Origin of the sequence: Rhizobium sp. CC1099, assembly GCF_029714385.1 — a bacterium.
Lineage (GTDB): Bacteria > Pseudomonadota > Alphaproteobacteria > Rhizobiales > Rhizobiaceae > Rhizobium.
Genome location: NZ_CP121641.1, coordinates 4,059,531 through 4,083,590, shown reverse-complemented (window position 1 = coordinate 4,083,590; position 24,060 = coordinate 4,059,531). Strand labels below are relative to the sequence as shown.

Below are 24,060 nucleotides of genomic sequence, written 5' to 3'. Positions count from 1 at the left end.
AGGCATATTTCATGAGCGGCACCCTCGTCCTCGTTCGCCACGGCCAGAGCGACTGGAACCTGAAAAATCTCTTCACCGGCTGGAAGGATCCGGATCTCACGGAACTCGGTATCGAAGAAGCCAATACGGGAGGGCAGGCGCTTGCCGACTACGGCATAAAATACGATATCGCCTTCACGTCGGCGCTCGTGCGCGCGCAGCACACGCTGACGCTCATTCTCGACAAAATCGGCCAGCCGGACCTCAAGACGATCCGCGACCAGGCGCTGAACGAGCGCGACTACGGTGACCTCTCGGGCCTCAACAAGGACGATGCCCGCGCCAAATGGGGCGAGGAGCAGGTTCATATCTGGCGGCGTTCCTACGACGTCCCGCCTCCTGGCGGCGAAAGCCTGCGCGACACCGGCGCGCGCGTCTGGCCTTACTATCTCACCGAGATTCTGCCACGCGTGCTGCGCGGTGAAAAAGTGCTCGTCGCTGCCCACGGCAACTCGCTGCGTTCGCTGGTCATGGTGCTGGACCGCCTGACCAAGGAACAGATCCTGGCACTCAACCTCGCGACCGGCGTTCCCATGGTCTACAAGCTCAATGCCGACTCCACCGTCGCTTCCAAGGAAGTGCTCGGCGATATGTCCGGGGCGCATTAAGCCTTCGGCATCTCATTCAAAAGCCGGGCTCGCTGCCCGGCTTTTTCAATTCAACTCTCTATCGTGAACTGCACCCTGTCGGCTGCAAAGCGGCTGATCGAGTACTGAACCGGTACGCCCTCAAGATCGGTATTCATTGCCTTGGCGATGAGCAGGATGGCGCCCGGCGTCAATTCCAGCGTGGCGATGTCGTGTGAATCGGCGTGAGCGGCGGTAATCTCGGTCGTTGCGCGGACGTAATCCGGCAGGCCGAGTTCGGCAAAGGCCTTGGTGATCGATTCCGTCTTGCGATAGACTTCGTCGATACCGGCAAACCGGTCGGCCGGAAACCATGTCGTTGCGCAAGATACCGGCCGCTTGTCGGCCAGACGCAATGTTTCAAGACGGATCACCGACGTCACGGACCTAAGCCTCAGCCAGCGCGCAACGTCAGCATCAGCCCTCTCTTCCGCATGGTCGAGCAGCAGGCCGCGCATCTCGCGCGCCTGAGCGCCAATACCGGCAGTGAAGCGCGTACGCCGCGTGATCGGGAAATTCAGCCGCTCCTTCCGCTCGATCAGGGTGCCGCGGCCTTGCACTGCGCGCACGATACCTTCCTGAGCAAGGGCGGCAAGCGCGCTTCTGACCGTATGGCGATTGACGCCGAATTGCAGCGCCAGAACAGTTTCCGGCGGCACCATGCCGGTCTCGTCATACGCCCCGGCACTGATTGCGTCGCGAATACGGTCCGCGATCTGGCGCCAGAGCGCCACGCCCGTCTGTCTCTGTACCTGGTTCAGTCCGGCCATTCGTTCCTGCCCTGCACTTTCACTTGAGTGATGTCACACGCTTGTCACGTCCTCACCTTAAGGCTACTAATACCTTGTATGGTTGTCTATATCAATAGACATTTAAGGGAACGGCGATGACATCAGCGAAACAGAAGAACCTTGCAATCCAGCCCGAGATTGACCGCAAGCGCGTTGCCGATCTTCTCGCGCGGGCTGAACGGCACGAACTCGTTGAAGCCTTTGACGCACTCGCTGAAAAGCCAGCGGTTCAACCGGCGCGCGGTCCGGAAACCGGTCTCGTGATGGTGCGCGGCCGCATCGGCGGCGGCGGCGCCCCCTTCAATCTCGGCGAGGTCACGGTTACGCGCGCAACAGTACGGCTTGGTTCCGGTGCCGTGGGTCATGCACAGGCGCTCGGTACGGACCGCGAAAAGGTAAGGCTTGCCGCGATCTTCGACGCACTGTGGCAGGACGATGCGATGAAGGATTTCGTCGAGGAGAGGCTGCTTTCGCCAATCGCGGCGCGGATCGCAGGGGTCGATCAGCGCAAGGCGGACGAGACGGCGGCGACACGGGTCGATTTCTTCACCATGGTGCGCGGAGACGACTGATGAGCCTCAAGACAGAAGCCCTGACGGGTGGTTTTGCCGAACCGGTCTTCCACGCCCAAAGCGTCTTCAAGACCATGATGGATGGCATGGCGCGCCCCGGCACGATCCAGACCATCGCGCCCGAAGTCGCGCCACCTGCGCCACTTGGCGTAGCCGCGGGCGCAATTGCGCTGACGCTGTGCGACCATGATACACCGGTCTGGCTATCTTCCGGGCTCGCGAAATCCGCAATGCTCGATTGGCTCGGCTTTCACACCGGCGCGCCCGTGGTGCCGGAAAGGGCCGAAGCCCGCTTTGCCTTTATTGAGCACGGCGTGACGCTTTCCTCGTTCGGACTCTTTGCCTTAGGCACGCAGGAATATCCTGATCGCTCGACGACGCTGATCGTCGAACTTGCAGGACTCGAAGGGGGCCGCCGGCTGGCCTTGACGGGCCCCGGCATTCAAGGCGTGAACGAGATTGCGCCTGTCGGCCTGCCGGAGGCGTTCCTGCGGCTCTGGGCGGAAAACCACGCCCTCTTTCCGCGTGGCATCGACCTCATGCTGACGGCAGGCAGCCGTTTCCTCTGCTTGCCGCGCACCACCAAGATCATCGCAACGGAGATGTGAGCCATGTATGTTGCCGTCAAAGGGGGTGAGACCGCCATCGAGAATGCCCATCGCCTACTTGCCGACCGCCGTCGCGGCGACCGCTCGCTGCCTGCGATTGGCATCGACCAGATCGTCGCACAGCTGGCTCTTGCCGTCGACCGTGTCATGGCGGAAGCCTCGCTCTACGACCGCACGCTCGCCGCACTTGCCGTCCGTCAATCGCGCGGCGACATGATCGAGGCAATTTTCCTGCTGCGCGCCTATCGCACGACGCTGCCACGCTTTGGCTATTCGAAACCGCTCGACACCGCGGCGATGAAGATCGAGCGCCGCGTTTCGGCGACCTACAAGGATTTGCCTGGCGGCCAGCTTCTCGGTCCGACCTTCGACTACACCCACCGACTGCTTGATCCTTCGCTGCTTTCCGACGAGACCGTTGAAGAACCGGCGCAACGCCCTGCCGAAGCCGGCCGCATGATGCGCGTGTCGGAGATCCTTGGCCAGGAGGGGCTGATCGAGGCCGACGGCGATATGCCGGAGGATCACGAGATCGGTGACCTTACTCGTGAACCGATGGAATTTCCGATGAGCCGCGACCTTCGCCTGCAGGCGCTCGCCCGCGGCGACGAGGGCTTCCTCCTGGCACTCGGCTACTCCACACAACGGGGCTACGGCCGCAATCATCCCTTCACGGGGGAAATCCGCATTGGCGAGGTCGAAGTGGAGTTTTTCGTTCCCGAACTCGGCTTTGCCGTGTCGCTCGGCGTTATCCAATTGACGGAATGCCAGATGGTCAATCAGTTCAAGGGTTCGGCCAAGGCACCGCCGCAGTTCACGCGCGGCTACGGCCTCGTCTTCGGCCAGAGCGAACGGAAGGCGATGTCGATGTCGCTGGTCGATCGCGCGCTACGCGCCGAAGAGCTCGGGGAAGACATCACGGCGCCGGCACAGGACGAGGAATTCGTCATTTCTCACTCCGACAATGTCCAGGCGACCGGCTTCGTCGAGCACCTGAAATTGCCGCATTATGTGGATTTCCAGGCCGAACTGGACCTTGTCCGCCGCATGCGCCGCGACTTCGAGCCAAGTCGAGCCGGCGGCGACACCATCAAGGAGGCGGCCGAATGAGCGATCTTGCCAGCTACAACTTCGCCTATCTCGACGAGCAGACCAAGCGGATGATCCGCCGCGCCATCCTGAAGGCGATTGCGATTCCCGGTTATCAGGTGCCTTTTGCTTCGCGCGAAATGCCCATGCCCTATGGTTGGGGCACCGGTGGAGTGCAGGTGACCGCTTCGATCATCGGGCCGGACGACGTGCTCAAGGTCATCGACCAGGGCGCCGACGACACCACAAACGCTGTCTCCATCCGCGCCTTCTTCCAGAAGGTCGCAAACGTCGCGGTGACCACCCGCACCAAGGATGCGACGATCATCCAGACGCGCCACCGCATCCCGGAAGAAACGCTCGGAGCCAACCAAGTGCTCGTCTACCAAGTGCCGATCCCCGAACCGCTCCGCTTCCTCGAGCCACGTGAAACCGAAACGCGAAAGATGCATGCGCTAGAAGAATACGGCCTCATGCATGTGAAGCTCTATGAGGACATCGCCCATAACGGCCGCATCTCCAAGACCTATGCCTATCCGGTGAAGGTCGCGGGCCGCTACGTGATGGATCCTTCGCCGACGCCGAAATTCGACAATCCGAAAATGCATCTGTCGGACGCGCTGCAGCTCTTCGGCGCCGGCCGCGAGAAACGGATCTATGCCGTGCCGCCCCATACTGAAGTCGTCAGCCTCGATTTCGAAGACTACCCTTTCGAGATCCAGCGCTTCGGCAAACCCTGCGCGCTTTGCAGCGCGGAGGATGTCTATCTCGACGAAGTGATCCTCGACGACAAGGGCGGCCGGATGTTCGTCTGCTCCGATACCGACCATTGCGAAGACCGCCGCGAGCAGGGACATGCAGGCGAGATGCTTGCGCCGAAGGAGGCTGCGGAGTGACCGACACCCCTCTTCTCAAAGTCAACGACGTTTCGAAATTCTATGGCAATCGTATCGGCTGCCGGAATGCCTCTTTCGAGCTCTGGCCGGGCGAAGTGCTGGCCGTCGTCGGCGAGTCCGGTTCCGGCAAAACGACGCTACTCAATTGTATCTCGACGCGCCTGATGCCGACGACCGGCAGCGTCGAATATCATATGCGCGACGGAAGCTATCGCGATCTCTACCGCATGAACGAGGCAGAGCGTCGCTTCCTGATGCGCACCGATTGGGGTTTCGTGCACCAGAATCCGGCCGACGGCCTGCGCATGACGGTGTCGGCCGGCGCCAATGTCGGCGAACGGCTGATGGCGATCGGCGACCGGCACTATGGCAAAATCCGCTCGACTGCCATCGACTGGCTGGAGCGTGTCGAAATCGACGCCGGCCGCATCGATGATCAGCCCCGCGCTTTTTCGGGCGGCATGCGCCAGCGCCTGCAGATCGCCCGCAATCTCGTCACCAGCCCGCGGCTCGTCTTCATGGACGAACCGACCGGCGGCCTCGACGTCTCGGTTCAGGCGCGCCTGCTCGATCTGGTTCGAGGTCTCGTCAATGATCTCGGCCTTTCGGCCATCATCGTCACGCACGACCTCGCCGTCGCGCGTCTGCTCTCGCATCGCATGATGGTGATGAAGGATGGCTATGTCATTGAGCACGGTCTGACCGATCGGGTGCTCGATGACCCGCGCGAGCCCTACACGCAATTGCTCGTCTCATCGATCCTGCAGGTCTGAAAGGCAACAATCATGGCAACGCCCCTCGTCATTTCCGAAGTCTCGAAGAGCTTCACCATGCATTTGCGCGATGGCATCAAACTGCCGGTCATCTCCGATGTCGCCTTCTCCGTTGCTGCCAGCGAATGCGTCGTCCTTGGCGGCCCTTCGGGCATCGGCAAGAGTTCCCTGCTCAAGATGATTTACGGCAACTACGCCGTCGACACCGGCCAGATCCTGATCAGCCACAAGGGCCGGGTTGTCGATCTTGGCGCTGCGGACCCACGCACCGTTATCGATGTCCGCCGTCATACGCTCGGCTATGTCAGCCAGTTCCTGCGCACCGTGCCGCGCGTTGCCGCGATCGATGTCGTTGCCGAACCACTGGTTGCCCGCGGAGAGGCCGCAGCCGGCGCTCGCGAAAAAGCGGCAGCACTGCTCGAAAAGCTCAATCTTCCCGAAGCGTTATGGCAACTGCCGCCTGCGACTTTCTCGGGTGGTGAGCAGCAGCGCGTCAACATCGCTCGTGGTTTTATCACAGAGCATACGGTGCTGCTGCTCGATGAGCCGACCGCTTCTCTCGATGCAACAAATCGCGCCGTGGTCGTCGGCATGATCGCGGAGAAAAAAAAGGCGGGTGTTGCCCTTCTCGGCATATTCCATGACGAGGAGGTGCGAGGGGCGGTCGCCGATCGCATCCTCGACGTCCAGCAGTTTTCGCCGCGAAAGGCGGTTGCAGCATGAGCCGGAAGCTGGGCGACACGCCCTATATTCATGAGACCGCCTCCGTCAGCGATGCCAAACTTGGCCGTTATACGGAAATATCCGAACGCTGCCGAATTAGCGAAGTCGAATTCGGCGATTATTCTTACATCATGCAGGACGGCTCCATCTGGTGCGCGACGATCGGCAAATTCGTAAATATTGCCGCCGCCGTTCGCATCAACGCGACCAACCATCCGACATGGCGTGCGACGTTGCATCACTTCACCTATCGCGCCGCGGACTACTGGCCGGATGCGAATATGGAGACGGAATTCTTCGAATGGCGACGTTCCAACCGCGTCGTCATCGGCCATGACGTCTGGATCGGCCACGGGGCCACCATCCTGCCCGGCGTCACCGTCGGCAATGGTTCGGTGGTTGGCGCCGGCGCCGTCGTCTCGAACGATGTCGCACCCTACACGATCGTCGGCGGCGTTCCCGCAAAGCTTATCCGTGAACGCTTCCCCAAGGAAATCGGTGAGCGGATGGACAAACTTGCCTGGTGGGACTGGGAGCATTCAAGGTTGCGCGCAGCGCTCGAGGATTTCCGGGCGCTGTCGGCCGAAGACTTCCTTTGCCGGCATGATGGCTAAAGCTCTGTTCACAAGGGCGCAGGCAAGGCCTGCTGAAAGTTCTATGTCGCCGCTTGATCATCATTCTGTCACGGAAATCTTTTAGCCGGGGAGCTTGCTTGCAGTCCGTCGCTAAATCGCTGACATTGCGGCTCCGCTCGACCATTTTTTCAGGACAAGAACTTTTGCGCTACGCCCTTTATTTCACGCCGCCAAAGAACGATCCCCTGACTGGCGCTGCCTCCGTCTGGCTTGGGCGCGACGCATTTGCGGGCGAAATTTATCCGGCTCCAGAGGAAGATGGGATGACGGCCGCAGAGCAGTTCGAGCTGACAGCCGATGCGCGCCGTTACGGCTTTCATGCGACTATAAAGGCGCCTTTTGCGCTTGCCTCTTCGGTCAACGAGAGAGACTTGATGGCTGTCGTCGAGGATTTCACCGGCCGAACACCGGCATTCGAAATCCCCGAACTTGTCCTCGGGCAGATCGGCCGCTTCTTTGCGCTCGTTCCAGGCGTTCTGCATGCGCCGCTTCAGGATTTCGCGGCAAGCGTGGTAAAGTCCTTCGAGCCGTTTCGCGCAGCGCTTTGCGAGGCCGATATTGCAAGGCGAAAGCCTGAAAAAATGACGGAAAGCCAGCGTGCCAACCTCATGCGCTGGGGTTATCCCTATGTAATGGAGGATTTCGGTTTCCACATGACGCTGACCGGCCAGGTGCCGGAAGAGCGCTCAGCACTGATGAAATCGATCCTGGAGAAGCGTTTTGCCGCCTTCATCGGCCGGCCGCTTTCCATTTCCGGCCTCGCGGTCTTCACCGAAGAAGAGCGCGGCGGGCCGTTCAAGATTCATTCCTGGCGGCCGCTTGCTGGCGCCAAACTCTAAGAGATCCGCAGATGACCACAGAGACAGTCCTTTCCAACGCCCGCATCGTTCTTGAAGACGAGATCGTGAATGGCTCGCTTTTGATCCGCGACGGCAGGATTGCCGATATCTCCGAAGGCAATTCGGCAAACGGAGAGGATTTCGAAGGCGATTACCTGATCCCCGGCCTCGTCGAACTCCATACCGACCACCTGGAAGGCCACTATTCGCCTCGCCCGGGCCTGCGCTGGAACAAGACGGCGGCCATCCAGGCCCATGACGCCCAGATCGTCACCTCCGGCATCACCACCGTTTTCGACTGCCTGCGCATGGGCGCGGACGAGGACGGTGGCTTTGAACATGGCGAAATGCGCGAGATGGCTGACGCCATCCAGAAGGCCGAGCAGGAAGGCCGGCTTCGCGCGGAACACCTGATCCACCTGCGATGCGAAGTCTCGGCCGACAACGTCCTGGCGCATTTCGCAGACTTCGAGGACGATCCCTATGTCCGCCTCGTTTCGCTCATGGACCACGCGCCGGGCCAGCGTCAGTTCCAGACGATGGATCAGTACGTCTTCTACTATCAGAAGAAGCGCGGCCTTTCGGACGAGGCGTTCGCGCGCTTCATCGAAAAGCGCCTCGGCGAATCCGCTCGCAATTCGACGCCGCACCGCACCGCGATCGCCACGGTCTGCAAGGAGCGTGGTATTACCGTTGCGAGCCACGACGATGCGACACTTGCCCATGTCGACGAGGCGATTGAAAACGGCGTGCGCCTTGCGGAGTTTCCAACGAGCTTCGACGCCGCCAAGGCATCGCACGCGCACGGAATGAGCGTGCTGATGGGCGCTCCCAATGTCGTGCGCGGCAAGTCTCACTCAGGCAACATCGCCGCTCGCGATCTTGCAGAGCGCGGCGTCCTCGACGTGCTCTCTTCCGATTACGTGCCGCTCAGCTTGCTTTACGCACCCTTCATTCTTGCCGACGAGGTGGAGACCATTTCGTTGTCCAAGGCCATCGCAATGGTGACCGCCACGCCCGCGCGCACCGTCAGCCTCAATGATCGCGGCCGAATCGAGATCGGCCTTCGTGCCGATCTTGTCCGCGTCTTCCGCGACGAGGGCGTGCCGGTGACCCGTTCAGTCTGGCGCGAAGGGCGCCGGGTCGCATGATCCCCTCGCACGAGCCACACTTGGTACCCGGCACAGAGCGAGGCATCATGGTCGTCGTCGTCGGCCCGAGCGGCGCCGGCAAGGACACGCTGATAAACTTGGCGGCAAAGCATTTTGCCGGCCGTCCCGACGTGCATTTCGTCCGCCGCGTCATCACACGGGACCGCGATGCCGGCGGCGAAGATCATCTGTCCGTTTCCGACGGAGGCTTCGTCTCTATGGAGCAATCCGGCAACTTCGCCGTATGGTGGGAGGCGCATGGCCTGAAATACGGCATTCCAGCAGAGGTTTCCGTCGCGCTCGCCAAGGGACACCTGGTAATCGCCAACGGCTCCCGCTCGGCACTCCACCTCTTCCAGGCCGTTTTTCCCCGCCTCAAGGTCATCAACGTGACCGCCCGCCCGGAAGTGCTGGCAGGCCGCCTCGAAGCCCGCGGCCGCGAGACGCACGAAGACATTATGGCCCGCCTCGCCCGCGGCCCGCTGACCGTACGGGGCGACTACGACGTCACCGAACTGGACAACAGCAGCTCGCTGGAAGATGCCGGGCGCAAGATCATCGAGACGCTCAACGGCTTCCTCACGAAAATTAGTTAGCCGGCTTCATTCTTCGCGCCCCGACACGATCTCACGTTTGCCGACATGATTCGCGGGACCGACGAGGCCTTCCTTTTCCATGCGCTCCACAAGCGATGCCGCGCGGTTGTAGCCGATGCCGAGGCGGCGCTGGATGTAGGAGGTCGAGCACTTCTTGTCGCGCAGCACGACCTTGACCGCCTGATCGTAAAGCTCGTTGCCATCCTCGGACGCGATCGCGCTCTTGTCGAAGACGGCGCCCTCTTCCGGCTCGGCATCCTCCTCTTCGTCAGCCGTGACCGTCTCCAGATATTCCGGACGGCCCTGCGTCTTCAGATGCGCGACGACCTTTTCGACTTCGAGGTCGGAGACGAACGGGCCGTGGACACGGGAAATCCTGCCGCCACCCTGCATGTGCAGCATGTCGCCCTGGCCGAGCAGCTGCTCGGCGCCTTGCTCGCCAAGGATCGTGCGGCTGTCGATCTTCGATGTAACCTGGAAGGAGATGCGAGTCGGGAAATTCGCCTTGATGGTGCCGGTGATGACATCGACCGACGGACGCTGTGTCGCCATGATGAGATGGATGCCGGCGGCGCGCGCCATCTGGGCCAGTCGCTGGATCGCGCCCTCGATCTCCTTGCCGGCGACCATCATGAGGTCGGCCATTTCGTCGACGATGACGACGATATAGGGCATCGGCGTCAGGTCCATTTCCTGCTGCTCTTCGATCGGCGCACCTGTGCCCTTGTCGAAACCGGTCTGGACCATGATGTGGACCGTCTCGCCCTTTTCGCGGGCCTGCGCGACACGGCCGTTGTAGCCGTCGATGTTGCGCACACCGAGGCGCGACATTTTGCGGTAGCGCTCCTCCATTTCGCGCACCGCCCATTTTAGCGCCATCACGGCCTTCTTCGGATCGGTGACGACGGGCGTCAATAGGTGCGGGATGCCGTCATAGACGGACAGTTCCAGCATCTTCGGATCGACCATGATGAGACGGCACTGTTCCGGTGTCATGCGATAGAGCAGCGAGAGGATCATCGTGTTGATGGCGACGGATTTACCCGAGCCGGTGGTGCCGGCTACCAGCAGGTGCGGCATCTTCGCAAGCTCGGCGATCACCGGCTCGCCGCCGATCGTCTTGCCGAGGCCGAGCGCCAGCTTGTAGCCGCTCTTCTCGAAATCCTGGCTCTCGATCATCTCGCGGAAATAGACCGTCTCGCGCATCGCGTTCGGCAATTCGATGCCGATGACATTGCGGCCGGGCACCACGGCGACACGGGCCGACAGCGCCGACATGGAGCGGGCTATATCGTCGGCAAGGCCGATGACCCGCGACGACTTCACTCCGGGTGCAGGTTCGAATTCGTAAAGCGTTACGACCGGACCCGGGCGGACATGAATGATCTCGCCCTTGATGCCGAAGTCCTCCAGCACGCTTTCCAGCAGCCCGGCATTCTGCTCGAGCGTTTCCTGCGGCATGATCTCCCCAAAACGCTCCGGTGGTTCCTGCAGCAGCGAGCGCGGCGGAAACTCGTAGCCGGATGGATCGATATTCGCCGGGATTGTCTTCTGCGTTACAGCCCGGGGTGCGGGCGCCAGGGGTGCAGCGGCCTGCACGCGAACCGGCATCGGCGCGATCGGCTGCGTTTTCGCGGTCACCGGTGGGGCGGCCGGTCGAGCTGCCGGAGCCACGTTCGATATAGACGACCTTACAGGCGCTGGAGCGGCCGTGGCCGTGGCTGGTGCGTCGGGCTTCTGCGGTCTCCCTCCCGGGCGCCATTCCATCACGCGGAAGTGTTGGATGATCGATTCCGGCGTGACCTCAACCTTCGGCAGGAAAGCAACCGGGAGGGTAATCGGGGCCGCAGTCGCTTCCTCGAAGGCCATGACTTCCCAGAAGGCGAAATCGGAAATGTCGGTCAGCTCGGACGAAGCGCGAAGTTCCGGCTCGACCTGAATTTCGGCGACATGTTCGGGATGATCGATCTCGGACACGGATGGAGCGGCTTCCGGCAGATAAATGTCGAACGGCACGTCAATCATCATCGGGGCGCTTGGCTCGACATCAACAGCCGGCCCTTCGCTGACGGTCTCCTCGCGAGACGACTGTTCCGATTCGGCCGGCGCGCGGCGTTTACTGATCAGGTTTTCCGGCGTGCGGGTAAAACGCACGTTCGGTGCAAGCGAGAAATTGCTTTGCCAAACCGGCGCTGCGGGAGCGACATTTATGTCATCACCCGCATGCTGTACGTCTATTTCCGAGGAAAAATCACCGGCATCCGTCAAATTCGTTCTGGGAAAACGCATGCGACCCGCTACTCACTCAATTTCTGACCCAACCGGATTAGAAAATGAAGGTTAACAAGTTCCTTCCAGCCGCATCTAAACGGCACACCTCTGGAACCAAAAACCTATATTTTCCAACGAGTTAAGCCATCAAGAAAAATCTTTGGGGCCGGAAGGACGAAGCGCTCAGTGCGCTTGGTCCCAATTGGTCGCGGCGCGCGCATCGACCTTCAACGGCACGCGCATTTCAAGCGCCGGCATGGCGGCGTTTTCCATGACGGATACAATGATCGGCATCGCCTTTTCGACGTCGGCATCTTCGACTTCGAAGATCAGTTCATCGTGCACCTGCAACAGCATGCGCACCCGATCCGCAAGGCCGGCTTCGGCGAGTGCCGGTTCGATCTTGATCATTGCCCGGCGGATGACATCGGCTGCCGAGCCCTGGATCGGTGCGTTGATCGCAGCCCGCTCGTTGAAGGCGCGCACCGAAGGATTGGAGGAGCGGATTTCCGGATAGTTGATTCGCCGCCCGAAGATCGTTTCGACATAGCCTTTGTCGCGCGCCATCTGTTTGCGGCTGTCCATATAGTCGCGAATGCCGGGGAAACGCTCGAAGTATTTCTTGATGTAGTCACCCGCTTCCGAGCGCTCGATCGAGAGCTGGTTGGCAAGGCCAAAGGCGGAAATGCCGTAGATGATGCCGAAGTTGATCGCCTTGGCGCGGCGGCGCACTTCGGCCCGCATGCCATCGACAGGAACGCCGAACATTTCGGAGGCCGTCATCGCGTGAATATCGATGCCTTCGGCAAAAGCCTGGGTCAGCTGGGGAATTTCCGCGACATGCGCGAGCACGCGCAGTTCGATCTGGCTGTAATCGGCAGAGATCAGCTTATGCCCGGGCGTGGAGATGAAAGCGGTGCGGATTTTCCGGCCTTCCAGCGTTCGCACCGGAATGTTCTGCAGGTTCGGCTCGGACGACGAAAGCCGCCCTGTCGTCGTCGAAGCCAGCGAATAGGAGGTGTGGACGCGCTTCGTCTGCGGATGCACGTAACCCGGCAGCGCATCTGTATAGGTGGATTTCAGCTTGGTCAGCTGGCGCCAATCGACGATCTTGCGCGGCAGCTCGAAACCCGCGGCGGCAAGATCTTCCAGCACGCTTGCCGAGGTCGACCACTGCCCGGTCTTCGTCTTGCTGCCCCCAGCAAGCCCCAGCTTGCCGAAGAGGATGTCGCCAAGCTGCTTCGGCGAGCCGATCGTGAACTTCTCACCCGCCAACGCATAGATTTCGTCCTCCAGGCGCGCAGCGCCTTGCGCCAGTTCACCGGAGAGGCGGGACAGGATCTGACGGTCGACCGTGATGCCGCGTTCTTCCATGCGCGCCAGTACCGGCAGCAGCGGGCGCTCCAGACGCTCGTAGACAGCCGTCAGTTTTGCTGCGGCAAGTCGTGGCTTCAGCACCATCCAGAGCCGCAATGTCACATCGGCGTCTTCGGCAGCGTAATGCGTAGCACGGTCGATATCGACAAGGTCGAACGTGACATTCGCCCTGCCGCTTCCTGCGATATCCTTGTAGGCAATCGGCCTATGGCCGAGAAATTTCTCTGAGAGCGAGTCCATCCCGTGCGCGCCGGTGCCGGCGTCGAGCACGTAGGACATCAGCATCGTATCGTCGAAGCTCTTTGTCTCGACGCCATATCGCTTCATCAGCAGATAGTCATATTTCAGGTTCTGCGCGACCTTGAGGACGGACTCGTCTTCGAGCAGCGCCTTCAGCCGCGGCAGCACATCCCGCATCGGTATCTGATTGCCCGCAAGCCCGCCGCCAAGGAGATCGCCGACGCCGTTCTTATGGCCGATCGGGAGATAGGCGGCGCGGGTCTTGACGCCCGCCGGGTTCTTGTCGTTGTCGGCAATCGCCATCGAGAACCCAACCAGCTCCGCCTGCATCGCATCAAGAGAATTGGTTTCGGTATCGAAGGCGACCAGGCCGGTTGCCCGCGCATCGCCAATCCATTTGTCGAGCGTCGCGAGATCGCGGATCGTCACGTAGGTAGAATGATCAAATGGCAGCACTGCAAAGGCTTCGGCGCGCGCCTTGGCAAGTTCGGCGGGCGTAAAGCCTTTGCCGGCGGGCTTGGCCTTGACGGGAATCGGAACGGCAGCGCCCTCAACATCCGGGATGCCGCCCGCAACCGGCTCCGGTTCAGCGGCATCGAGATCGGGGCCGTGCGCAGCAGTACCCCACTCGACTTTTACCTCGGCCGCCTCGATGGCACTGGCATCGCAATTGCAGGCCTCCGCCACACGGCGCGTCAGCGTCGTGAATTGCAGCGCCTTCAGGAAGCCGATCAACTTCGGGCCGTTCTGCACTTCGAGAACGAGGTCGTCCAGACCAAGCACCAGCGGCACATCAGATCGCAGCCGAACCAATTCGCGCGAGAGCCTTGCCTTGTCGGCATTCTCGAGAATCGCCTGGCGGCGCTTTTCCTGCTTGATCTCATGCGCACGGTCCAGCAGCGTGTCGAGATCGCCGTATTCTGCAAGAAGCTGCGCGGCGGTCTTCGGGCCGATACCGGGAATACCCGGGACATTATCGACCGAATCGCCGGTCATAGCCTGCAGGTCGATCATCTTTTCGGGCGGTACGCCCCATTTCTCGATGACGTCCGGGATGCCGATCTGCTTGTCCTTCATGCTGTCGTACATGTGGACGTTCGGCGTCACAAGCTGCATCAGATCCTTGTCGGAGGAGACGATCGTCACATCGGCGCCGGTCCCTTCCGCCTGCCGGGCATAGGTGGCGATGATATCGTCGGCCTCGAACCCTTCAGTCTCGATGCAGGGCAGGTTGAAGGCGCGCGTCGCCTCGCGGATCAGCCCGAATTGCGGTATCAGCTCATCGGGCGGTGCCGAGCGATTGGCCTTGTAAGCATCATACAAATCCTTGCGGAAGGTCTTTGCCGAGTAGTCGAAGATAACTGCAAGATGCGTCGGCGTGACGCCGACGGAGGTGTCACGCGCATCGGTCAGCAGCTTCCAGAGCATATTGCAGAAGCCAGAGACTGCGCCGACCGGCAAGCCGTCGGACTTGCGCGTCAGCGGCGGCAGGGCGTGAAACGCCCGGAAGATGAAACCCGAACCGTCAATAAGGAAAAGATGATCGCCTTTTTTCATGGCTGCATGGATAGCGTGGCGGAATGGAAACGTCCATTGCACATGCAGTTTGCGGTACTATTTATTGCTGACCCCTCGCCTTCGGAAAGAGTTGCCTCTGGAAAAGCGCAGGTGCGCGGCCGCCTATTCCGTACCGCTTGCTCTCATGGCAGTCGTCATTGCCGGCTCCTACACACGACGGCCCTACGGCTGTCGTTCGCAAAGTGCTCTTCGCGCCGGTGTTCCTGCTGGCGATCAAGGTCTGCGAACCTTTTTTTCCGCAGCATCTGGATCGCATACGAAGCTTCGGTAGCCAAGCAGAATTCCAGCTGCTGAACGCCCTACTTCTTTCCGCCTTTTTGATATCGGATTACGAGGCACTTGGCATCATTGCGCTGATCTGCGCCCTTTGGAGGCATGACGATATTGATTGCCGGATGGAACCTTGCATTCTTCTGGAGATCGCCGGAGGGCGCGGGAATTAGTGCTTCACCGAACTGTTACCAATTTGTAATTGTCGGCTCGGCCGGCTTCCCTTGAAAAACCACATTCGCGGTCACAAATCAGGTGTACCGGCGTTTGATCGCGCCGAGGGTCTGATCACCGGCTTGTCCCCCGCCGCATCAGGCTTGGACAAAGGCCTTATCCCCCTCTCCGGGCCTTTGTCCCCATTTTCAAGCCGCCATGGCCAACCTCCAGGCCATGGCGGCTTTGTTTTTTGGCGAAGATGCACATTTATGAAGCTAAAGGACAAGTTTTAATCCATCGCATGCGATTTGTTGCATTGTTTCGCGTCAGTTTTTGAGCCTAACTGCAATCATGGGATTTAACAGGATGGATTCGGGAGCATACCTTGCCAGCCAGTTGGCCAAGGGTTTTGCCCGCTCGCTGCAGCAGCGCGCGGCGCGGCTTGGTTTTTCTCCCGGGCAATTCCCGATCCTTCTCGAACTTTGGGCGGAAGACGGCCTCACGCAGAAGCAATTGCTCGAACGCGTCGATATCGAACAGGCGACGATGGCCAATACGCTTGCGCGCATGGCGCGCGATGGCCTCATCGAGCGCCGTCCCCATCCTTCAGACAAACGAGCGCAACTGATCTTCCTGACGCCCAATGCGCGGGCCATCGAAGATGAAGCGGTCGAGATCGCACGTGAAGCCGATCTGGCGCTTTTCCAAGGCTTCAAGACCTTCGAACGCGAACTGATGCTGGAATATATCCGCCGCCTCCTCGAAAACGCGAAGAAAATCTGACCGTCTACGCCCTCCCTTGTTTCGATTTTTCTTCCTCGAAACGCCCCCGCCTTTGGTCTATCGTCCGGCCGAATCTCGAAAGGAGTCGGAAATGACAGACGTAACCCCGGTGCTTTCGCGCGCCGATCAGAACCTCGGTTCAAGCCTGGACAGATTGTTCGAGTTGCTGCGCATCAAATCGATCTCGACTGACCCGGCGTACAAAGTCGAGTGCCGCACGGCTGCCGAATGGCTGGTCGCCTATTTGAAGACACTGGGTTTCGAAGCTTCCGTTCGCGATACTCCCGGTCACCCGATGGTCGTTGCGCATCATGCCGGCGCCAGCGCGGATGCGCCGCATGTGCTGTTTTACGGCCACTACGACGTTCAACCGGTCGATCCCATCGAGGTTTGGGAAAACGATCCCTTCGAACCAGCCGTCAAGGACATGAGCAATGGCCGCAAGATCCTGACGGGCCGCGGCACCGCCGACGACAAGGGCCAGCTCATGACCTTCGTCGAAGCTTGCCGGGCCTATAAAGAGGTCAACGGCGCACTTCCTTGCCGCGTCACTATCCTTTTCGAGGGCGAAGAGGAATCCGGCTCGCCGTCGCTCAAGCCCTTTCTGGAGGCAAATGCGGCAGAACTGAAGGCCGACTATGCGCTTGTCTGCGATACCGGCATGTGGGACCGCGAGACCCCGGCGATTGCTGCTGCCCTTCGCGGCCTTGTCGGTGAAGAAGTCGTCGTTACGGCGGCCGACCGCGATCTGCATTCCGGGCTTTTCGGCGGCGCGGCAGCCAATCCAATCCATGTCCTGACAACAGCGCTTGCCGGTCTCCACGACGAAACCGGCCGCATAACACTCGAGAATTTCTATGAAGGCGTCGAGGAAACGCCTGCAAACATCAAGGCCTCATGGGAAAAGCTCGGCCAGACCGCTGAGGACTTACTGGGCCAAGTCGGCCTTTCGGTGCCGTCGGGTGAAAAAGGCCGCTCCGTTCTGGAACTCACCTGGGCGCGCCCGACGGCTGAAGTCAACGGCATATGGGGCGGCTATACCGGCGAGGGCTTCAAGACAGTGATTGCCGCCAAGGCGTCGGCCAAGGTTTCCTTCCGCCTCGTCGGCAAACAGGACCCGGCAAAGATTCGAGAGACGTTCCGAAACTATGTCCGCTCGAAGATCCCGGCCGATTGCTCGGTCGAGTTCCATCCCCATGGCGCTTCGCCGGCAATTCACCTTGCCTATGATTCTCCGGTGATCACGAAAGCGAAAAACGCGCTTTCCGACGAATGGCCCAAGCCCGCCGTCGTTATCGGCATGGGCGGCTCGATCCCGATCGTCGGCGATTTCCAGAGAATGCTCGGCATGGAATCGTTGCTCGTCGGCTTCGGCCTCGCAGATGACCGGATCCATTCGCCCAATGAGAAATACGAACTCGCCTCCTACCACAAGGGCATCCGCTCCTGGGTGCGCATCCTCGACGCATTGGCAGCTTGAACAAAAAAGCGTGCCTCGCGATGATTTACGCGGGCACGCATTCAGACAAAAAACAAAGGCCGGATAAACCGGCCTTCATCATCCGCTTCGCTTCAATGCCAGTACATCCGTGGTCAAGGAAAAAGCGGACTTTGCAGCCAAGATTGATCCCGAAAGGTTAACACGCCGTTAAAGCGCCCAGTAGTCGGAATGATATGGAACGGCAAACGCTTAAGGCGCGCACAGCATCCACTTGGCTGCGATCTACTGAGCGTCACATCGGAAGCCGCTCCGGCACTTTCAAGGCCTAGAGCCCCGATTCTTCCGTTCAAGCTGCGTTCATGCAACACGCGCTATAAACCATTGAAAGACAAGTCGAATGATTGCCGGCTAACAAAAGTCGGCGAGCCTCCGACTATGCCCGAACCGGCAAAAGCCGGAGTAAAAACAAATACCGGATGTGGCATGACGCTGCCTCCCAGGGAGTTGAAAACGTGGAACGCACCCTCTTGAAAATTGCCGCGACCGGTATGCTCTTGTTTGCTCCGGCGATCGCTCAGGCAGCAGAAGGCTTCGCGACGACGAACGTCAATATGCGGGCCGGCCCAAGCACAGCATACCCGGCGGTCACCGTAATTCCGGCCGGCGAATCCATCGAAATCTACGGCTGTCTTGCCGACGTGCCATGGTGCGACGTGGAGTTCTACGGCGGCCGTGGCTGGGTGCACGGCGGATATGTCCAGGCACTTTATCAACAGCGCCGCGTTTATGTCGGGCCTCAATATTATCGCCCGCTCGGTATTCCCGTCGTTGCCTTCAGCTTCGGCAGCTATTGGGATCGCAACTACCGCGACCGTGACTTCTATCGCGACCGCGATCGCTGGCGCCGCGGACCGGACTTCGATCGCGACCCGGATCGCCGTGAAAGACGCCGGGACTTTGACGATCGTCGGGATCGCGTGCCGGATTTCGATCGCGCGCCCAACCGCAGGCCCAATGTCGACAGGCAGCCGGACTTTGACCGTGATCTACGCGGCGGCGATCGCGATCGCCGGAACTTCGAACGTCGAGACGATGATGGCAATCGCGTCATCCGCCGCGGCGACGACAATCGTAACCGCAGCGATCGTGACAACGACCGCCGGAACTTCGAACGTCGAGGCGATGATGGCAATCGCGTCCGTGGCGACGATAATCGTAACCGCCGAGGTGGTGACAATGACCGCCGGAACTTCGAACGTGGAGACGATGATGGCAATAATCGCGTCCGCGGCGACGACAATCGTAACCGCCGAGGTGGTGACAATGACCGGCGGAACTTCGAACGTGGAGGCGATGATGGCAATAATCGCGTCCGTGGCGACGACAATCGTAACCGCGGCGGTGGTGACAATGATCGCCGCAGGCCGCAGCGAGGTGCCTGCCAACCGGGCGAACCGGGTTGCCGGAACTAACGTGGCCCAGGGGCGGCAGAGATGCCGCCCTTTCTTTTGCGATAGCTGCATAGAAAAAGCCCGACGCTCCAAGACGGAGGCGCCGGGCCTGATTTCGATCGGCCGTGTTGAGGGGAGACGACCGATCCATAACGGGACTTGAGGGCTGTCCCGCTATATAAGGAAACTAGCGGGACAGCTAAAGGTTCCAAATTACCAAACGGAAGCTTTGCGATCAGAGCCTGCCACGAGTTCACGCATCTCTGCAAACGGACCGTGCAGCATTTTCAGGCGGCTTTCCTCCATCTTGCTCAGCCGATGCTGCCGGGCAAACTCATGGATGCTCCAGATCTCGCGAAGACAGGTCTCGTCTATTCTCTTAAGGTCAATGCTCATATTAAATGCCTAGCTACTACGCTTATTGCTTTTTTCTTCGGCGTAAGGTTGCGCGATATATGTCAGTTTCGTGACAGCCGCAACGAATGGCAGCCATGCGCAAACGGCAGGGCTGAAGCGCCGTCGGGACCGCTTGCCTGCAGTCTTAACCACCCCTTAAATCGCCGTATTTAAAGTCCACCCGGATGATTGCGCAAAGAGCGCTTGCGACATATGGGGTGCGGCCGGTCCACGATGGCAGGTAGGGGCAGATCACGCGATAGAATCGAACCGTCCTTCAGCGGCCGTAGCCGCTTTGAAGAGGACGACGATTTCTCGCTGGATGACGACGATCGTATCGCGGGCCGACGCGGAACCAAACGTTCTTCCTCGGACGCAACAAGAACCCGCGCACCCGACAGGAAAAGGCGCAGCAGACGCGAGCCGCCGGAACGCCAGGATGGCGGTCTCTTCAGCTTCATCCGCCGCGTGGTCTATTGGTGCATCGTTCTTGGTATTTGGGCCGGCATCGGCGCAGCTGGGCTGGTTTTCTACTACGGCTCGCGCATGCCGAGCGCCAGCACCTGGGCGATCCCTGAACGGCCGCCGAACGTCAAGATCACATCTGTCGATGGCAGCGTGATTGCCAATCGTGGCGCCACCGGCGGCGAGGCGCTATCGCTCGATCAGATGTCGCCCTACATCCCTGAAGCGATCATCGCGATAGAAGACAAGCGCTTCTACTCGCATTTCGGCGTCGACCCAATGGGGCTTGCCCGCGCCGTCGTCAACAACCTGACGGGCCAGCCGATTCAGGGTGGCTCCACCTTGACGCAGCAGCTCGCCAAGAACCTCTTCCTTTCGCCGGATCGCACTCTGGAGCGCAAGGTGCAGGAAGTGCTGCTCTCTTTCTGGCTCGAGCAGAAATATACGAAGGATCAGATCCTGGCGATGTATCTGAACCGCGTCTTCTACGGCTCGAATGCCTACGGCGTCGAGGCCGCCGCCCGCCGGTATTTCAACAAGTCCGCGCGTGACGTGAACCTCGGGGAAGCGGCTTTGCTCGCCGGTCTCGTCAAGGCGCCGTCACGCCTCTCTCCGGCCCGCGACCCAGACGCCGCAAACGCCCGTGCCCAGGTCGTACTGCAGGCCATGCGCGACCAGGGCTATATCACCGACAACGAGGTGAAGACGGCGATGACGCAGACGCCGTCCAAGGCGAAGAGCTACTGGTCGGGCGCTGGTCAATATGTGGCCGACATGGTTATGGACGAGCTAACCGGGCTGGTCGGCGAGGTGAAAGAGGACCTCATCGTCGATACGACGATCGACAAGGGGCTGGAAAAAAAGGCTGAGCAGTCGCTCAACGACATTCTCGGCAAGGACGGCGCAAAGCTCGATGCGTCCCAGGGCGCCCTCGTCTCGATCGACGGGACTGGCGCGATCCGAGCGCTTGTCGGCGGCAGGGATTATGCCGAAAGCCAGTTCAACCGCGCGGTCAAGGCGAAGCGCCAGCCGGGCTCCTCTTTCAAACCTTTCGTTTATGCCGCCGCACTCGAAAAGGGTCTGACGCCCTATTCCGTCTTCAACGACGCACCGATTCGCATCGGCAACTGGACGCCTGAAAATTATGAAAAGAAATACAATGGCGAGGTGACACTCGCGACCGCGCTTGCGAAGTCGTTGAATACCGTCGCCGCCCAGCTCGTCATGTATGACGGGCCGGAGCAGGTGATCAAGCTTGCGCACCGACTCGGCATCGAGACCGAGCTGCAGCCGAATGCCTCGATCGCGCTTGGCACGTCTGAAGTGTCGCTCACGGAGCTCACCGCTTCCTACGCCGCCTTCATGAACGGCGGCTATAAGGCAACCCCGCATGTGATCCGCCGGGTGACGACCGCCGAGGGCAAGGTTCTCTATGAGAACACATATGACAACCCGCCGCGCGTTGTTTCTGAAACGGTCGCCGCCAACATGAATGCCATGATGATGGGCACGATCGAGACCGGCACGGGCAAAAGCGCCAAGATTCCTGGCTGGCAGGCGGCCGGCAAGACGGGCACGACCCAGAATTCGCGCGATGCGCTCTTCGTCGGTTTCACCAGCAATCTGACGACCGGTGTCTGGTTCGGCAATGACGACGGCACGCCGATGAAGAAGGTTACCGGCGGCGGCCTGCCTGCGAAGGCATGGCAGGAATTCATGATTGCCGCGCACAAGGGTCTTTCTCCAGCTCCGCTTTTCGGCAACGGCCAGTTCATTGCGGACCCGAATGGGTTCGGCAATCAGCCGATGGCGCAGGCTGAACCGCAGCCGATGCAGGAGCAGCCGACAACGATCGGCGGCATCATTTCCGGCGTTTTCGGAGGTGGGAGCAGCACGGAGGCGCAAACATCGTTTCCACCGGCACCCGGTCAGCAGCAACAGGCCGTGGCCGCTCCGGGAGGACCGATTCCACCGGGAGATGTCGGCAGCCCTGCGGCCACCTCTTCCGTCCAGCCGCGCCGCACCACGCTGCTTGACCTGATCATGGGCCAATGAGCGAAGCCGCTCATGCTCGGTGCAAGCCGGCTTTGGTAAGTCCACGGAGATGCGAAGGACGGCGGACTTTTTTCGCTCACTGTAGAAAGTGAATGCAACACGTTCGTTTTGCTGGATTTCGGGCTCATTCTCGCCTTGCAGTCAAGAAAACCGCTCCTTATATACGCCGCACACCGCAATCACGATTGCGTTAATTCCGAAGACCCACATCCCGTAAGGGGCTGTCAGGGAAATGCCTTCTCGGGGTTCCGACAGCTTGCTTCAAGGAGTAAATGACATGGCAAAAGTAATTGGTATCGACCTCGGAACGACAAATTCCTGCGTCGCTGTCATGGACGGCAAGGACGCGAAGGTCATTGAGAACGCGGAAGGCGCGCGCACGACTCCTTCCATGGTAGCATTTACCGACGACGGCGAACGCCTTGTCGGCCAGCCGGCAAAACGCCAGGCCGTCACCAATCCGACGAATACGCTCTTTGCCGTCAAGCGCCTGATCGGCCGCCGCTACGAAGATCCGACCGTCGAGAAGGACAAGGGTCTTGTCCCTTTCAGTATTTCGAAGGGTGACAATGGCGATGCTTGGGTCGAAGCCAATGGCAAGGGCTATTCGCCCGCGCAGGTCTCCGCGATGATCCTTCAGAAGATGAAGGAAACGGCTGAATCCTACCTCGGTGAAAAGGTCGAGAAGGCCGTCATCACGGTTCCGGCATACTTTAACGACGCGCAGCGCCAGGCAACCAAGGATGCTGGCAAGATCGCGGGTCTTGAGGTTCTGCGTATCATCAACGAGCCGACCGCAGCGGCCCTCGCTTACGGGCTTGACAAAAAGGAAGGCAAGACGATTGCCGTCTACGACCTTGGCGGCGGTACCTTCGATATTTCGATCCTCGAAATCGGTGACGGCGTGTTCGAAGTGAAGTCCACCAACGGCGACACCTTCCTCGGCGGTGAAGACTTCGACATGCGTCTCGTCGAATACCTCGTTGCAGAGTTCAAGAAGGACAACGGCATCGACCTCAAGAACGACAAGCTCGCACTGCAGCGCCTGAAGGAAGCTGCCGAAAAGGCCAAGATCGAGCTCTCGTCCTCGCAGCAGACCGAAATCAACCTGCCCTTCATCACGGCTGACGCTTCCGGCCCGAAGCACCTTACGCTGAAGCTGACGCGCGCCAAGCTCGAAAGCCTGGTCGACGACCTCGTGCAGCGCACGATCGCGCCGTGCAAGGCAGCCCTCAAGGATGCCGGCGTCACCCCGGCTGAGATCGATGAAGTCGTTCTCGTCGGTGGTATGAGCCGCATGCCGAAGGTTCAGGAAGTCGTCAAGCAGCTGTTCGGCAAGGAGCCGCACAAGGGCGTCAATCCGGATGAAGTCGTTGCGCTCGGCGCTGCCATCCAGGCCGGCGTTCTGCAGGGCGACGTCAAGGACGTCCTGCTGCTCGACGTGACCCCGCTGTCTCTGGGCATCGAAACCCTCGGTGGCGTCTTCACCCGTCTGATCGAGCGCAACACGACGATCCCGACCAAGAAGTCGCAGACTTTCTCGACTGCCGATGACAACCAGCAGGCCGTCACCATCCGTGTTTCGCAGGGCGAGCGCGAAATGGCTGCCGACAACAAGCTGCTCGGCCAGTTCGACCTCGTCGGCCTGCCGCCGGCGCCGCGCGGCGTTCCGCAGATTGAAGTTACCTTCGATATCGACGCGAACGGCATCGTGCAGGTTTCGGCCAAGGACAAGGGTACCGGCAAGGAACAGCAGATCCGCATCCAGGCTTCCGGCGGCCTTTCGGACGCCGACATCGAAAAGATGGTCAAGGATGCAGAATCGCATGCCGCGGAAGACAAGAAGCGCCGCGAAACCGTGGAGGCCAAGAACCAAGCCGAAAGCCTGGTTCACTCGACGGAAAAATCGCTGAAGGATTACGGTGACAAGGTTTCCGAGGCCGACCGCACCGCGATCTCCGATGCGATTGCGGCTCTGAAGTCTGCAGCCGAGGCGACCGACCCGGATGCCGAGGATATCAAGGCGAAGACGCAGACCCTCATGGAAGTGTCCATGAAGCTTGGTCAGGCGATCTACGAAGCCCAGCAGGCGGAAGCCGGTACGGCAGATGCTTCGGCAGGTGATGACAATGTCGTTGATGCCGACTACGAAGAAGTCAAGGACGACGACCGCAAGAAGTCCGCATAATCCGCGGCGAAGCGGTTATGCTAAACACTGCAATCCGGCTGCCCGAGGGCA

20 protein-coding genes and 1 pseudogene are annotated in these 24,060 nt (G+C 60.3%); 17 read left to right on the top strand and 4 right to left on the bottom strand.

The window, feature by feature from the left end; genetic code table 11:
- Positions 1-11 precede the first annotated feature (11 nt).
- Positions 12-647, top strand: coding sequence for a 2,3-bisphosphoglycerate-dependent phosphoglycerate mutase (locus tag QA644_RS20245; RefSeq protein WP_074066246.1), 636 nt, complete (start codon positions 12-14; stop codon positions 645-647).
- 50 nt (positions 648-697) lie between these two features.
- Here QA644_RS20245 and phnF read toward each other — a convergent pair whose 3' ends face one another.
- On the bottom strand, positions 698-1,435 hold the full coding sequence (gene phnF, locus QA644_RS20240; RefSeq protein WP_283070275.1) for a phosphonate metabolism transcriptional regulator PhnF: 738 nt from the start codon (positions 1,433-1,435) through the stop codon (positions 698-700).
- A gap of 116 nt (positions 1,436-1,551) precedes the next feature.
- Between phnF and phnG the strand changes: the two genes are divergently transcribed.
- From phnG to phnN, 10 genes are all read left to right on the top strand, one after another.
- Positions 1,552-2,028, top strand: coding sequence for a phosphonate C-P lyase system protein PhnG (gene phnG / locus QA644_RS20235; RefSeq protein ID WP_283070274.1), 477 nt, complete (start codon positions 1,552-1,554; stop codon positions 2,026-2,028).
- A complete protein-coding gene (phnH, locus tag QA644_RS20230; RefSeq protein ID WP_283070273.1) occupies positions 2,028-2,636 on the top strand; it encodes a phosphonate C-P lyase system protein PhnH in 609 nt (202 codons plus the stop codon). The genes phnG and phnH overlap by 1 nt, the downstream gene beginning before the upstream one ends.
- Before the next feature lie 3 nt (positions 2,637-2,639).
- On the top strand, positions 2,640-3,746 hold the full coding sequence (locus tag QA644_RS20225; protein ID WP_283070271.1) for a carbon-phosphorus lyase complex subunit PhnI: 1,107 nt from the start codon (positions 2,640-2,642) through the stop codon (positions 3,744-3,746).
- Positions 3,743-4,621, top strand: coding sequence for an alpha-D-ribose 1-methylphosphonate 5-phosphate C-P-lyase PhnJ (locus tag QA644_RS20220; RefSeq protein ID WP_074066241.1), 879 nt, complete (start codon positions 3,743-3,745; stop codon positions 4,619-4,621). The genes QA644_RS20225 and QA644_RS20220 overlap by 4 nt, the downstream gene beginning before the upstream one ends.
- A complete protein-coding gene (gene phnK, locus QA644_RS20215; protein ID WP_194728633.1) occupies positions 4,618-5,394 on the top strand; it encodes a phosphonate C-P lyase system protein PhnK in 777 nt (258 codons plus the stop codon). Before QA644_RS20220 ends, phnK begins: the two co-directional genes overlap by 4 nt.
- A gap of 12 nt (positions 5,395-5,406) precedes the next feature.
- On the top strand, positions 5,407-6,117 hold the full coding sequence (phnL, locus tag QA644_RS20210) for a phosphonate C-P lyase system protein PhnL (protein ID WP_283070270.1): 711 nt from the start codon (positions 5,407-5,409) through the stop codon (positions 6,115-6,117).
- Complete coding sequence (locus QA644_RS20205) at positions 6,114-6,731, top strand: DapH/DapD/GlmU-related protein (protein WP_239596148.1); 618 nt, start codon at positions 6,114-6,116, stop codon at positions 6,729-6,731. Before phnL ends, QA644_RS20205 begins: the two co-directional genes overlap by 4 nt.
- 164 nt (positions 6,732-6,895) lie before the next feature.
- Positions 6,896-7,591 (top strand): DUF1045 domain-containing protein, encoded by a 696-nt coding sequence (locus QA644_RS20200; RefSeq protein WP_283070268.1) that lies wholly within the window; start codon positions 6,896-6,898, stop codon positions 7,589-7,591.
- Positions 7,592-7,602: 11 nt separating this feature from the next.
- Complete coding sequence (locus QA644_RS20195; RefSeq protein ID WP_283070267.1) at positions 7,603-8,742, top strand: alpha-D-ribose 1-methylphosphonate 5-triphosphate diphosphatase; 1,140 nt, start codon at positions 7,603-7,605, stop codon at positions 8,740-8,742.
- Positions 8,739-9,338: a phosphonate metabolism protein/1,5-bisphosphokinase (PRPP-forming) PhnN gene (phnN, locus tag QA644_RS20190; RefSeq protein WP_283070266.1), complete on the top strand. Its 600-nt coding sequence runs from the start codon at positions 8,739-8,741 to the stop codon at positions 9,336-9,338. The genes QA644_RS20195 and phnN overlap by 4 nt, the downstream gene beginning before the upstream one ends.
- A 6-nt stretch (positions 9,339-9,344) precedes the next feature.
- Here phnN and QA644_RS20185 read toward each other — a convergent pair whose 3' ends face one another.
- Together QA644_RS20185 and polA are read right to left on the bottom strand one after the other, a co-directional pair.
- Positions 9,345-11,627, bottom strand: coding sequence for a DNA translocase FtsK (locus QA644_RS20185; protein ID WP_283070264.1), 2,283 nt, complete (start codon positions 11,625-11,627; stop codon positions 9,345-9,347).
- A gap of 165 nt (positions 11,628-11,792) precedes the next feature.
- Positions 11,793-14,783 carry a DNA polymerase I gene (gene polA / locus QA644_RS20180; protein ID WP_283070263.1) on the bottom strand — a complete coding sequence of 997 codons (2,991 nt, stop codon included), beginning with the start codon at positions 14,781-14,783 and terminating at the stop codon, positions 11,793-11,795.
- 203 nt (positions 14,784-14,986) lie between these two features.
- Between polA and QA644_RS20175 the strand changes: the two genes are divergently transcribed.
- The 4 genes and pseudogenes from QA644_RS20175 to QA644_RS20160 all read left to right on the top strand — a co-directional run.
- Positions 14,987-15,247 (top strand): hypothetical protein, encoded by a 261-nt coding sequence (locus QA644_RS20175; RefSeq protein WP_283070262.1) that lies wholly within the window; start codon positions 14,987-14,989, stop codon positions 15,245-15,247.
- A 349-nt stretch (positions 15,248-15,596) separates the two neighbouring features.
- Positions 15,597-16,013 carry a MarR family transcriptional regulator gene (locus QA644_RS20170; RefSeq protein ID WP_283070260.1) on the top strand — a complete coding sequence of 139 codons (417 nt, stop codon included), beginning with the start codon at positions 15,597-15,599 and terminating at the stop codon, positions 16,011-16,013.
- Positions 16,014-16,104: 91 nt separating this feature from the next.
- On the top strand, positions 16,105-17,493 hold the full coding sequence (locus QA644_RS20165; protein ID WP_283070258.1) for a M20/M25/M40 family metallo-hydrolase: 1,389 nt from the start codon (positions 16,105-16,107) through the stop codon (positions 17,491-17,493).
- A gap of 473 nt (positions 17,494-17,966) precedes the next feature.
- A pseudogene (locus QA644_RS20160) lies at positions 17,967-18,629 on the top strand (SH3 domain-containing protein); the annotation flags it as partial.
- Positions 18,630-19,118: 489 nt separating this feature from the next.
- Here QA644_RS20160 and QA644_RS20155 read toward each other — a convergent pair.
- Positions 19,119-19,301 carry a hypothetical protein gene (locus QA644_RS20155; RefSeq protein WP_239596167.1) on the bottom strand — a complete coding sequence of 61 codons (183 nt, stop codon included), beginning with the start codon at positions 19,299-19,301 and terminating at the stop codon, positions 19,119-19,121.
- A 234-nt stretch (positions 19,302-19,535) separates the two neighbouring features.
- Here QA644_RS20155 and QA644_RS20150 point away from each other — a divergent pair, with 234 nt between their 5' ends.
- Both QA644_RS20150 and dnaK read left to right on the top strand, forming a co-directional pair.
- Complete coding sequence (locus QA644_RS20150) at positions 19,536-21,821, top strand: transglycosylase domain-containing protein (protein WP_283070256.1); 2,286 nt, start codon at positions 19,536-19,538, stop codon at positions 21,819-21,821.
- 277 nt (positions 21,822-22,098) lie between these two features.
- Entirely contained in the window at positions 22,099-24,009 is a 1,911-nt protein-coding gene (gene dnaK / locus QA644_RS20145) for a molecular chaperone DnaK (RefSeq protein ID WP_028739374.1), read from the top strand.
- The last annotated feature ends 51 nt before the right edge of the window (positions 24,010-24,060 follow it).